Source organism: Kitasatospora sp. NPDC058115 (assembly GCF_042884635.1).
Classification (GTDB): Bacteria; Actinomycetota; Actinomycetes; order Streptomycetales; family Streptomycetaceae; genus Kitasatospora.
This window is the reverse complement of record NZ_JBHVTL010000021.1, coordinates 150,955-163,329: the sequence shown is the minus strand read 5'-3', so window position 1 is coordinate 163,329 and position 12,375 is coordinate 150,955. Positions and strand designations below refer to the sequence as shown.

Annotated in this window: 7 protein-coding genes and 1 pseudogene; all 8 read right to left on the bottom strand. The window is 73.7% G+C overall.

From position 1 onward, the window contains the following. Nucleotides 1-536 precede the first annotated feature (536 nt). The 8 genes and pseudogenes from ACFVVL_RS23045 to ligA all read right to left on the bottom strand — a co-directional run bounded on the left by ACFVVL_RS23045 (nt 537) and on the right by ligA (nt 12,369). Nucleotides 537-3,572 (bottom strand): AAA family ATPase, encoded by a 3,036-nt coding sequence (locus ACFVVL_RS23045; RefSeq protein ID WP_380286645.1) that lies wholly within the window; start codon nt 3,570-3,572, stop codon nt 537-539. 131 nt (nt 3,573-3,703) lie between these two features. After that, nucleotides 3,704-3,865: a hypothetical protein gene (locus ACFVVL_RS23040; RefSeq protein WP_380286646.1), complete on the bottom strand. Its 162-nt coding sequence runs from the start codon at nt 3,863-3,865 to the stop codon at nt 3,704-3,706. A gap of 223 nt (nt 3,866-4,088) precedes the next feature. Beyond that, nucleotides 4,089-5,597 carry an Asp-tRNA(Asn)/Glu-tRNA(Gln) amidotransferase subunit GatB gene (gatB, locus tag ACFVVL_RS23035; RefSeq protein ID WP_380286647.1) on the bottom strand — a complete coding sequence of 503 codons (1,509 nt, stop codon included), beginning with the start codon at nt 5,595-5,597 and terminating at the stop codon, nt 4,089-4,091. Between the two features lie 74 nt (nt 5,598-5,671). After that, nucleotides 5,672-5,932 (bottom strand): hypothetical protein, encoded by a 261-nt coding sequence (locus ACFVVL_RS23030; protein ID WP_380286648.1) that lies wholly within the window; start codon nt 5,930-5,932, stop codon nt 5,672-5,674. Then, nucleotides 5,929-7,422, bottom strand: coding sequence for an Asp-tRNA(Asn)/Glu-tRNA(Gln) amidotransferase subunit GatA (gatA, locus tag ACFVVL_RS23025; protein ID WP_380286650.1), 1,494 nt, complete (start codon nt 7,420-7,422; stop codon nt 5,929-5,931). The genes ACFVVL_RS23030 and gatA overlap by 4 nt, the downstream gene beginning before the upstream one ends. Nucleotides 7,423-7,427: 5 nt before the next feature. Further along, entirely contained in the window at nt 7,428-7,724 is a 297-nt protein-coding gene (gene gatC / locus ACFVVL_RS23020; protein ID WP_035845952.1) for an Asp-tRNA(Asn)/Glu-tRNA(Gln) amidotransferase subunit GatC, read from the bottom strand. Nucleotides 7,725-7,932: 208 nt separating this feature from the next. Next, nucleotides 7,933-9,591, bottom strand: a pseudogene (locus tag ACFVVL_RS23015) (putative bifunctional diguanylate cyclase/phosphodiesterase); the annotation flags it as partial. Between the two features lie 378 nt (nt 9,592-9,969). Further along, nucleotides 9,970-12,369, bottom strand: a complete 2,400-nt coding sequence (ligA, locus tag ACFVVL_RS23010) for an NAD-dependent DNA ligase LigA (RefSeq protein WP_380286766.1) — start codon at nt 12,367-12,369, stop codon at nt 9,970-9,972. Between the last annotated feature and the right edge of the window lie 6 nt (nt 12,370-12,375).

Below are 12,375 nucleotides of genomic sequence, written 5' to 3'. Positions count from 1 at the left end.
GGGGGCGGGACCGGCGGGGCCGGGGCTCCGGCGGTCGGACCGGTCACGGGCGGCGGTCCGCCCGCGAGCAGGTCGGTGTCCGGTGCCTCCGGCCGTCCGGCTCCGGGCAGCACCGCGTCGGTGGAGCTCACTCGACCTCTCCCCCTCCGGCCCGGGGCCTCGCGCCCGGGTCACGGACCACCGGCCGCGCGCCTGGTGGCCGTACGCGGTGACCTGGCGCCCCGTCGGGGCGGTGGCCCAGGGGGCGGGGGGCCTGCCGGCCGTCCCGCCACACCGATGTTCCCGTCCGGGACCCTACACCACTTCGGTCACTCAATGACACGCACACTCAACTTAGAGTAATGGCCTCGGGGTGGGGAATTACACCCGATTCCACCGGAACGGGCCGGTTGGCGGGGGCGCACGGGCGGGGGCTCACGCGGCGCGCACGGGAGCACGGGGCGGCGCCCGCGCGACACCGGCCGGACCGGCGGACGGCCGGCCCCGGCCCGGCGGACCGGCCCGCGGCGGGTGGACGGCGGGCGGACGGCGGGCGGTCAGCGGCCGGCCGGGGCCAGATCCTCGGGGAACAGCCGCAAGCGGTGCGCCAGCGCGGCGGCTTCGCCCCGGCCGGCGACCGCCAGCTTGCCCAGGATGTTGGAGACGTGCACGCTCGCCGTCTTCGGCGAGATGTACAGTTCCTCGGCGATCTGCCGGTTGGTGCGCCCCCGCGCGAGCAATCGGAGCACGTCCCGCTCACGGGGGGTGAGACCGAAGGAGTCCCCCGCCGGCGCCGCCGCGGCGGGTGCGGGACGGCCCGCGACGACCGTCAGCCCCGCCCGCTCGGCCAGCGCGTCGACCTCGGCGCGCAGCCCGGCGTCACCCCGGACGGTCGCCAGTTCCCGCGCCTCGCGCAGCAGTTCGGCCCCCGCCTCGCGGCGCCCGGCCAGCACCTCGGCCTCGCCGGCCCGCAGCAGGGCGAACGCCAGCGGGTACGGCAGCCCGGTCGGACGCAGCCGTTCGACCGCGGCGGCCCAGTGCGCCGGGGTGTCCGCCCCCTCGGCCCGGGCCAGTTCGCCCTCCAGCAGCCGGGCCCAGCCGTGGTGCAGCGGCACCGTCGGGGTCAGCCCGGACGCCACCTCGACGATCCTGGCCAGCACCGCGGCCCGGCCCGGTTCGGCCTCCGGCAGGCCCCGGCTGTCCGCCTCGACGCCCGCGCCGTCGACCAGCAGCGGGAAGCAGTCGGCCAGGTAGCCGCAGGGGAACGCCCCCGCCAGGGCGGCGAGCAGCTCGGCGCGGGCCTCCAGCGGGCGGCCCGCCCGGGCGGCGATCCGCACCGCGAGCCGGCCGATCGGCACGGAGTGCTGGATCTGGCCGACCCGGTTGGCGGCCCGGGCCTGGGCGAGCAGCGCGCCGGCGCCGGCCACGTCGCCGTGGAGCAGGGCGAGCTCCCCGCGCAGCCGGTCCAGGAACTCCGCGTGGGTGCCGGTCGGGCTGGTCAGGTCGCCCTCGGCGAGCACCAGTTCGGCCTCGTCGATCCGCCCGAGGTCCATCAGCGCCTCGGCGAGGTTCCCGGTCAGGATGGTGCCGATGTTGCGCTGCAGGCCGTTGCGGCGGGCCGAGTCCAGCCCCTCCCGGGCGAGCTCCGCGGCCTGCTCGGCCCGGCCGAGGCCGCGCAGCAGCGAGGACAGGTTGTTGAGGCCGCGCAGCAGCAGGTCCGGTGCGCCGAGCCGGCGGGAGGCCTCGACCGCCGCCGTCAGCTGGGCCACCGCGGCCTCCGGATCGGCGTCCAGGTCGTTGCGCAGCCCGCCGATGGTCATCAGGGCGTGCTGCTCGACGGTGGGCGCGCCCACCTCGCGGGCGATCCGGGCGGCCCGCTCGGCGAGCGCGACCAGCTCGGGGCGGGGGTTGGAGAGCATCCCGGCGCCCGCCCCGAGCGCGAACACCTCGGCCTGCACGGCGGACGGCGGCAGGTGCTCGACCAGCCGGTGCGCGTAGGCGATCTCCTCCGTGTCACCGGAGCGGCGCAGGTGGCCGAGCATCCGGGCGCGGTTGATCCGGAACCAGGCGGCGCGGGCCGGGTGGTCGTTCTCGTCGACGAGCTGGAGCGCCCGCTTCGCCAGGCTCAGCCCGCGTTCCCGGTCACCGCTGCGGCGGGCGGCGACCACCGCCTCGGCCAGCACGTCGATCCGGCAGAGCCGGTCGCAGTCCTCGTCGTGCAGGTCCGTGTCGCAGGAGCACGGCGGATAGGTCTCGGCCCAGTCGTACGGGCGCAGGGTACCGGCCAGCTGCTCGCCGGGGACCTCGTCCCACAGCTCCAGGGCCCGTTCCAGCATCCGCAGTTGCTCGGCGAAGGCGTTGCGGCGGCGGGCCGCCCGGGCGGCGTCCAGCGCGGTCGGCAGGGCCCGGGCCGGGTCGTGGGCGTGGTACCAGTAGTTGGCCAGCCGGGCCGGCCGGGCGTCGGCGCCGACCAGCTGCGGCTCGGCCTCCAGGGCCTCGGCGAACCGGCGGTTGATCCGGTGCCGCTCGCCGGGCAGCAGGTCGTCCGAGACGGCCTCGCGGACCAGCGCGTGCCGGAACCGGTAGCCGTCGCCGTCCGGGTCCGGGCGCAGGATGTTGGCGCCGACCGCGGCGCGCAGCGAGCCGATCAGCCGCTCCTCGTCCTCCAGGACGGCGGCGAGCAGGGCGTGTTCGACCAGGGAGCCGCCCTCGGCGGCGATCCGCAGCACCCGCTGGGTCTCCTCGTCCAGTGCCTCGACCCGGACCAGCAGGATGTCGCGCAGGGAGTCGGTGAGCCCGGCCGAGCAGCCCTCCCGCAGGGCGGTGGCGAGCTCCTCGACGAAGAACGGGTTGCCCTCGGAGCGGCGGTGGATGCGCTCGACCAGCTGCCGGTCGGGCGCCGCGGTGCCGAGGATGCCGGCCAGCTGGGCGGCCACCTCGCCGGGGCCGAACCGTTCCAGCTCCAGCCGGCGCACCGTGCGCAGCCGCTCCAGCTCGGCCAGGAAGGGCCGCAGCGGGTGGCGGCGGTGCAGGTCGTCGCTGCGGTAGGTGGCGACCAGCAGGACGCGGGCCCGGTGCAGGGTGCGGACCAGGTAGGCGAACAGCTCCCGGGTGGAGCGGTCGGACCAGTGCAGGTCCTCGACGGCGAGCACGAGGGTACGGTCCGCGCCGAGCCGTTCGAACAACCTCGCGGTGTGCTCGAACAGCCGGGCCCGGCCGTACTCGTCGTTGGGCTCGCCGTCGGCCTCGCCGAAGTCCGGCAGCAGCCGGGCGAGATGGCCCTCCATCCCGGCGGCGGCGCTCTCCAGCTCGGTGCCCAGACAGCGGTGCAGCCGGCGCAGCGCGGTGGCCAGCGGAGCGTAGGGCAGTCCCTCGGCGCCGACCTCCGGACAGCCGCCGACGGTGGTGAGCACGCCCCGGTCGTCGGCCCGGCGCAGGAACTCCTCCAGCAGCCGGGTCTTGCCGACACCCGCCTCGCCGCCGATCAGCACGGTCTGCGGCTCGCCGCGGCCGGCCCGGCGCAGCGCGTCCGCCAGGTCGGTGAGCTCCGGGTCGCGGCCGACGAAGACGGGACTCACCGAGATCTGCTGCATGGAGGCGAGCATGCCATACGGGTCCGCTGCCCTCCGAGGGGTTATCCCGCCCCTCGAACGCCCGGAGGGGGAGGCGCTCCCCCGTCGCGCCTCCCCCTCCGTTCCCCGCTCGGCACCCCGGTGCCGGTCCGTCAGCATTCGCCGACGCGCGCGGTGCGCCGCTGGACGCGCAGGCCGATGTTCGGCCGCCACCCGGTGCGCTTGGCGGGCTTCGCCGCGCGGACCAGGCGCTGGTGCTCGGCCAGGGCCTGGAGTTCCAGTTCCTGCTGCTTGATGAGCTCGTACTCGATCACGGTGGTTCCCCTCGTGGGTTCTTCGTCGGTTCCGTTCGCTGAGTAGAGACTCCTCCCCCAGGGGGGTGGCGGGCATCGGCAGGCTTCCGGATCTTCCGGGGCCGGAGGGCCTTAGGCCGGCGCCCCGGGACACGACGAAGGCCCGGCCTCACCCCCGGGAGGGGGTAAGGCCGGGCCTCGGACGGCTAAGTAGGCCTTAGACCGCCTTAGACGCCTTGGAAACTCAGGCGGAGACGCCCAGCTTCTCCAGGATCAGGTCCTTCACGCGGGCCGCGTCGGCCTGGCCGCGGGTGGCCTTCATGACCGCGCCGACCAGCGCGCCGACCGCGGCGACCTTGCCGTCGCGGATCTTGGCGGCGACGGCCTCGTTCTCGGCGATCGCCTGGTCGACGGCGGCGCCCAGCGCGGAGTCGTCCGAGACGACGGCCAGGCCGCGCTTCTCGACGATCTCGTCCGGCTCGCCCTCGCCGGCCAGCACGCCCTCGATGACCTGGCGGGCCAGCTTGTCGTTCAGCTTGCCCTCGGCGACCAGCGCGGTGACCCGGGCGACCTGCGCCGGGGTGATCGGCTGCTCGGCCAGCTCGGTGCCGGTCTCGTTGGCGCGGCGGGCCAGCTCGCCCATCCACCACTTGCGGGCCTGGTCGGCCGGGGCGCCGGCGGCGATGGTCTCCTGGATCGGCTCGACGGCGCCCGCGTTCAGCACCGACTGCATGTCCTTGTCCGACAGGCCCCACTCGGCCTGCAGCCGGGCCCGGCGCACCCGGGGCAGCTCGGGCAGCGCGGCGCGCAGCTCCTCCACCCACGCGCGGGACGGCGCGATCGGCACCAGGTCCGGCTCCGGGAAGTACCGGTAGTCCTCGGCGTTGTCCTTGATCCGGCCGGAGGTGGTGGAGCCGTCGTCCTCGTGGAAGTGCCGGGTCTCCTGGATGATCGTGCCGCCGTCGGTGAGCACCGTGGCGTGCCGCTGGATCTCGAACCGGGCGGCCCGCTCGACGCTGCGCAGCGAGTTGACGTTCTTGGTCTCCGAGCGGGTGCCGAAGGTCTCGGTGCCGTTCGGGCGCAGCGACAGGTTGACGTCGCAGCGCATCTGGCCCTTGTCCATCCGGGCCTCGGAGACGCCCAGCGAGCGGATCACCTCGCGCAGCTCGGCGACGTAGGCGCGGGCGACCTCGGGGGCCCGCTCGCCGGCGCCGGTGATCGGCTTGGTGACGATCTCGATCAGCGGGATGCCGGCCCGGTTGTAGTCCAGCAGCGAGTGCGTGGCGCCGTGGATGCGGCCGGTCGCGCCGCCGACGTGGCTGGACTTGCCGGTGTCCTCCTCCATGTGGGCGCGCTCGATCTCCACCCGGAAGGTCGAGCCGTCCTCCAGCTGCACGTCGAGGTAGCCGTTGAAGGCGATCGGCTCGTCGTACTGCGAGGTCTGGAAGTTCTTCGGCATGTCCGGGTAGAAGTAGTTCTTCCGCGCGAACCGGCACCACTCGGCGATCTCGCAGTTCAGCGCCAGGCCGATCTTGACGGCCGACTCCACGCCCACCGCGTTGACCACCGGCAGCGAGCCCGGCAGCCCCAGACAGGTCGGGCAGACCTGGCTGTTCGGCTCGGCACCCAGTTCGGTCGAACAACCGCAGAACATCTTGGTCTTGGTACCGAGCTCGACGTGGACCTCAAGGCCCATCACCGGGTCGTACGACGCGAGAGCGTCCTCGTAGGAGACCAGGTTCTTGACGCTCACAGCGTCCCCTTCACTCAAAAGTCTTCGGTGGTGCGGGCCCGGCCGGTACCGCGGTACCGGCCGGGCCCCACGGGCTAGCCCAGCAGGACGTCGTCGTCGCCGAGGCGGCGCAGCTCGCGCACCAGCAGGGCGGTGCCGGTGACCAGGGCGGCGGCGCCGACGAGGGCGTTGACCAGCTTGAGGGTGTCGCTCTCGTCGCGGGCCTTGCGGACGTCCTTGGCGATGGAGATCGCGCCGAACGCGCTGGTCCCGATCGACAGCCACAGCCCGGGCTTCGAGTGCTTCCACCCCTTCAAAGACGCAGACTGGGCCTTCGCCTTCTCGATCTTGCTCACAGTGCCGGTGCCTCCTCCAGCAGGGTGTGCCCCCACTTGTCGTTGAGTGCGGCCTCGACGGCGCCGCCCACGCGGTACAGGCGGTCGTCCGCCATCGCGGGTGCGATGATCTGCAGGCCGACCGGGAGATTGTCCTCCGGCGCCAGGCCGCAGGGCAGCGACATCGCCGCGTTGCCCGCAAGGTTGGACGGAATCGTGCAGAGGTCGGCCAGGTACATCGCCATCGGGTCGTCGGCGCGCTCGCCGATCGGGAAGGCGGTGGTCGGGGTGGTCGGCGAGACCAGGACGTCCACGCCGGCGAAGGCGGCGTCGAAGTCGCGGGAGATCAGCGTGCGCACCTTCTGGGCCGAGCCGTAGTAGGCGTCGTAGTAGCCCGAGGAGAGCGCGTAGGTGCCGAGGATGATGCGGCGCTTGACCTCGGGGCCGAAGCCGGCCTCGCGGGTCAGCGCGGTGACGTCCTCGGCGGAGCGGGTGCCGTCGTCGCCGACCCGCAGGCCGTAGCGCATCGCGTCGAAGCGGGCCAGGTTGGACGAGGCCTCGCTGGGCGCGATCAGGTAGTACGCGGGGAGCGCCAGGGTGAACGACGGGCAGGAGACCTCGACGACCTCGGCGCCCAGCTCGCGCAGCAGCTCCACCGACTCGTCGAAGCGCTGCATGACGCCGGCCTGGTAGCCCTCGCCGGCGAACTCCTTGACCACGCCGATCCGCATGCCGCGGACGTCACGCATCCGGGCGGCCTCGACGACGGCCGGCACCGGCGCGTCGATCGAGGTGGAGTCCAGCGGGTCGTGGCCGGCGATCGCCTCATGCAGCAGCGCCGCGTCCAGCACGGTACGGGCGCACGGGCCGCCCTGGTCCAGGCTGCTGGAGAAGGCCACCAGGCCGTAGCGGGAGACCGAGCCGTAGGTCGGCTTCACGCCGACGGTGCCGGTGACGGCGCCGGGCTGGCGGATCGAGCCGCCGGTGTCGGTGCCGATCGCCAGCGGGGCCTCGAAGGCGGCCAGCGCGGCCGCCGAGCCGCCGCCGGAGCCGCCGGGGATCCGGGAGAGGTCCCACGGGTTGCCGGTGGTGCCGTAGGCCGAGTTCTCGGTGGAGGAGCCCATCGCGAACTCGTCCATGTTGGTCTTGCCGAGGATGACGACGCCGGCGTCCTTGAGCCGCGAGGTCAGGGTGGCGTCGTACGGCGGGATCCAGCCTTCGAGGATCTTCGAGCCGCAGGTGGTCGGCACGCCCTTGGTGGTGAAGACGTCCTTCAGCGCCAGCGGGACACCGGCCAGCGGGCCCAGCTCCTCGCCCTTGGCGCGCTTCTCGTCGACGGCCCGCGCGGCGCTCAGCGCGCCCTCGGTGTCGACGTGCAGGAAGGCGTTGACCTTCTGGTCGACGGCCTCGATGCGGTCCAGGTGCGCCTGCGCGACCTCGACGGCGGAGACCTCGCCCTTGGCGATGGCGGCGGCCGTGTCGGCGGCGGTGTAACGGATCAGGTCGGTCATCTCGGTCAGTCCTCCCCGAGGATCTGCGGCACACGGAAACGCTGCTCCTCGGCGGCCGGGGCGCCGGCCAGCGCCTGCTCCGGGGTGAGCGACGGCCGGACCTCGTCCGCGCGCATGACGTTGGTCAGCGGCAGCGGGTGGGAGGTGGGCGGGACGTCCTGTCCGGCGACCTCGGAAACGCGGGCGACCGCGCCGATGATCACGTCGAGCTGCTCGGCGAAGTGGTCCAGCTCTTCGGCCTGCAACTCAAGACGCGACAGCCGAGCGAGGTGGGCGACCTCCTCGCGCGTGATGCCAGGCATGCAGCGATCCTCAGGGTGAGTTCTGGTGAGGCCCGGATCCGCCTTCCGACGGCGCCGGGCCCGGGCCGGGAGCGGCCGGTCAGGCACTCCCGTCCTCGTGGTCTGTGGTGACCATCCTATGGGGCGCGGCCCGGCCACCGGCCAACGACCAGCGGTGGGCCGGGGTCACTGCCGCCGCGCACCACCGTTCACCGCCGTTCACCGCCGCTCACTGCGGGCGGGTCGGCGCCCAACTGTGCCGGGGCGGCGCCTGGATCTCCACCGCGGCGGCCTGCACCGCCTGGATCACCGGCGGCAGGGCGGGCTTGATCACCGGCGGCAGCCGCTCGGCGACGGGAGCGGCGGCGAGCCGCTCCACCGGCGGGGCGCCGGTGCGGTGCACCCGCAGCCAGGCGGTGGCCTGCTCGGCCGGCAGCGCCGCCGAGACCAGCCAGCCCTGCACCGCGTCCACGCCCATGCAGTTCAGCCGCTCCCAGGTCTCGTCGTCCTCGACGCCCTCGGCGACCACGGTCAGGCCGAGCGAGTGGGCCAGCTCGACCGAGCAGCGGACCACCGCCGCGTCGTGGTCGTCGGTGGCCATCCGGGAGACGAAGGAGCGGTCGATCTTCAGCTCGCCGACCGGCAGGCTGCGCAGCCGCACCAGCGAGGAGTGGCCGGTCCCGAAGTCGTCCAGGGACATCCCGACCCCGTAGCCGCGCAGTTCGGCGAGGGTGTCGGCGGCCCGCCGGGAGTCGTCCAGCAGCAGCCGCTCGGTGATCTCCAGCTGGAGCGCGTGGGCCGGCACCTGGTGGCGCACGAGGTGGCCGGCGACCCGCTGGGCGAAGCCGGGGTTGAGCACGTCGCGCGGCGAGACGTTCACCGCGACCTGCACCTGGAGGCCCTGCTCGCGCCAGTGGGCGAGCTGGCCGACGGCGGCCTCCAGCACGTAGTCGGTCAGCCGGGGCATCAGCCCGCTGGACTCGGCGAGGCCGACGAACTCGTCCGGCGAGACCCGGCCCTGGCCGGGGCGCTCCCAGCGCAGCAGCGCCTCCAGCCCGACCACCCGGCCGTCGAAGGCCACCTTGGGCTGGTAGTGCAGCTGCACCTCGCCGGTCTCCAGGGCCCGCCGCAGGTCGCCCAGCAGGCCGATCCGGTACGGGGTGTCGGCGTCCTGCGTCTCGTCGTACTGCTCGACCGAGGTGCGGCCGCGCTGGGCGTGGCCCATCGCGACGTCGGCGCGGCGCAGCAGCGACTCGGCGTCCTGGGCGTGCTGCGGGAAGACGCAGACGCCGGCGCTCGCCTCCAGGACGAGCAGCAGGCCGTCCAGCCGGATCGGCGCGGCCAGTTCGGCGATCAGGGCCTTGGCGACCTTCTCCAGCGAGTCCGGGCAGCCGATGCCGGGCAGCAGCACGGCGAACTCGTCGCCGCCCATCCGGGCCACCATCGGGCGGCCGCGGTAGTGCCGGGGCAGTCCGGCGAAGACGTCGTCGATGGACTCGCGGGTGGCGCTGCCGGCCGCCCCGCCGGAGCGCAGGGCGCGGTGCAGCCGGCGGGCGATGTGCACGAGCAGCCGGTCGCCGGCGGTGTGGCCGAGGGTGTCGTTGAGCGACCGGAAGCGGTCGAGGTCGAGCAGGATCAGACCGACGCTGTAGCCCTCGGAATGCTCGGCGATCGCCTCCTGGGCGGCGAGCAGCAGGGCCTGGCGGTTGGGCAGGTCGGTCAGCGGATCGGTGAGCTGGTCGCGCGCGCGGTCCCGGGCGATCCGCCAGGCGGCGACCAGCACGGCCAGCGGCACCGCGAACAGCGGCAGCAGTTCGGCCTCGTAGCGGTAGACCAGCACGGCCAGCGGGATGAGCGGCGCCGCGCCTGCCAGCAGCACGCCGAGCAGCAGGACGGCCCCCGCCACCCCCTGCGGCGGGCGTGTGGGCGCGCCGCCGGTCGTACGATCCATAAGCCCTGTCCTCCGTCGGGCCCGCCCCGTCAGGCCGCCTAGCGGTGAGGCACCGTACCGGTACCGGCAGCCTGCCGGGCAGGGAGCGGCCCCGCGGAGTCCGGCTCAGCCGGTACCCCCACCCCTGCTGACACTCTGTTGCGCTCCAGGGTATGCGTGGCTTCACCCGACGGGCAGACTTTCAGACAACCGGACATACGCCGCCACGCCCCCCGGGTGCCGCACAGTGACACGATGCCCGCTAACACTGTGCGGCACCCGGTGACGTTGCATCAGGACGATAACAAGCCGGATTCGGGGCTTCCGCGCGTGGGGTCAGTCCTCGACGGGCTCCGCGGCGGGCTGCTCGGCGGGCTCCTCCGCGGACTCCGCGGCGGGCTGCTGCTCCGCCCCCTCGGCGGCGTTCCCGGCGGCCGCCTTCTTCTTCGCCGGCGCCTTCTTCGCCGGGGCCTTCTTCACCGGCTCCTCCTCCGGCTCCGGCGGCAGCCCCAGGTGGACCCGGGCGGCGGCCGACCCCTGCTCCAGCAGGATCGCGAAGCCCGCGTCGTCGAGGACCGGCAGCCCCAGCTGGACCGCCTTGTCGTACTTGGAGCCGGGGTTGTCGCCGGCCACCACGAAGTGGGTCTTCTTCGACACCGAGCCGGTCACCTTCGCACCCCGCGAGGTCAGCGCCTCCTTGGCGCCGTCCCTGGTGTGCCCGGCCAGCGTGCCGGTGACGACGACCGTCAGCCCCTCCAGCGGACGCTCGCCCTCCTCCTCGGCCGCCTCCTCGGTGAAGCGGACACCGGCGGCGCGCCACTTCTCGACGATCTCCCGATGCCAGTCCACCTGGTACCACTCGATGATCGAGCGCGCGGTGCCGGCGCCGACGCCCTCGGTGGCGGCCAGCCGCTCCTCACCGGCCGCGAAGATCGCGTCCAGGTCGCGGAACTCCCGGGCGAGGTCCTGGGCGGCCACCGGGCCGACGTGCCGGATCGACAGGCCGTTGAGGAACCGCCAGAGCGGGCGGTCCTTGGCCTTCTCGATGTTCTCCAGCATCAGCCCGGTGTTCTTCTTCGGCGCACCGGTCGTGGTGGCGAAGAAGAACACCTCCTTCTCCTCGCCGGTCTCGTCGTCGAGCTTCGGCATGCCGGTCTTCTGGTCGCGCACCAGCACCTTGATCGGGAGCAGCTGCTCGACCGACAGTCCGAAGATGTCGCCCTCGTTGCCCACCGGCGCCTCGGCCGGCTGCAGCGGCTGGGTCAGCGCGGTCGCCGCGACGTAGCCGAGACCCTCGATGTCCAGTGCCGAGCGCCCGCCGAGGAAGGCGATCCGCTCACGGATCTGGGCCGGGCAGAACTGCGCGTTGGGACAGCGCAGGTCGATGTCCCCCTCGGCCATCGCCCGCAGCTCGCTGCCGCACTCGGGGCAGTGCGAGGGCATCACGAACGCCTGCTCGGTGCCGTCCCGCAGGTCGTACACCGGGCCGAGGATCTCCGGGATCACGTCGCCGGCCTTGCGCAGCACCACCGTGTCGCCGAGCAGGACGTCCTTGGCCTTGACGATCTCCTGGTTGTGCAGGGTCGCGTACTGCACCATCGAGCCGGCCACCTTCACCGGCTCGGCCAGCACCGCGTACGGGGTGGCCCGGCCGGTGCGGCCGATGCCGACCTTGATCGCGGCCAGCTTGCCGGTGACCTCCTCCGGCGGGTACTTCCAGGCGATCGCCCAGCGCGGGGACTTGGAGGTGGAGCCGAGCCGGCCCTGCAGCGCGATCTCGTCCACCTTGACGACCACGCCGTCGATCTCGTGCTCGACCGAGTGCCGCTGCTCGCCGAAGTGCTCGATGAACGCCCGCACCTCCTCCAGCGTGCCGACCACCTTGTTGTGCCGGGCGGTCGGCAGGCCCCACTCGCGCAGCAGGTCGTAGGCGTGCGACTGGTTGTCGATGTCGAAGCCGGAGCGCGCGCCGATGCCGTGCACCACCATGTGCAGCGGGCGGGAGGCGGTGACCAGCGGGTCCTTCTGCCGCAGCGAGCCGGCCGCGGCGTTGCGCGGGTTCATGAACAGCCGGATCATCGCCCGGGGGCGCTTGCCCTCCTTGGCGCGCTCCTCGTTCTCCACCCGGCGGCGCTCGTTCTCCTCCGAGAAGGAGGCGTTCAGCGCCTCGAAGGCCTCGGTCGGGAAGTAGACCTCGCCGCGGATCTCCACCAGCTCCGGGACGTCGTCGCCCCGGAGCCGGTGCGGGATCTCCTTGATGGTGCGGACGTTGGCGGTGATGTCCTCGCCGACCCGGCCGTCGCCGCGGGTCGCCGCCTGCACCAGCTGGCCGTTCTCGTAGGTGAGGTTGACGGCCAGGCCGTCCACCTTGAGCTCGCACAGGTAGTGGTACTCGATGCCGGACAGCTCGGTGGCGACCCGCTCGGCCCAGGCGGCGAGCTCCTCGTCGTCCATCGCGTTGTCCAGGCTGAGCAGCCGCTCCCGGTGCTCGACCGGGGCGAACAGCAGGGTGGGCGCGCCGCCGACCTTCTGCGAGGGCGACTCCGGGGTGACCAGCGCCGGGTGCTCCGCCTCCAGTCCCTCCAGCTCGCGCATCAGCGCGTCGAACTCGGCGTCGCTGACGACCGGCGCGTCCTGCTCGTAGTAACGGGCCCGGTGGTCGGTGATCTCGGCCGCCAGCTCGGCGTGCCGCTTGCGCACCTCCGCCGGAACGTCCTCCCAGCCCTCGACAGCCACCACCGC

Excerpts from the sequence above, each read along its gene's own strand:
- ACFVVL_RS23045 (WP_380286645.1), bottom strand. The coding sequence starts at position 3,572 with ATGCAGCAGATCTCGGTGAGTCCCGTCTTCGTCGGCCGCGACCCGGAG.
- gatA (WP_380286650.1), bottom strand. The coding sequence starts at position 7,422 with ATGACCGACCTGATCCGTTACACCGCCGCCGACACGGCCGCCGCCATC.
- gatC (WP_035845952.1), bottom strand. The coding sequence starts at position 7,724 with ATGCCTGGCATCACGCGCGAGGAGGTCGCCCACCTCGCTCGGCTGTCG.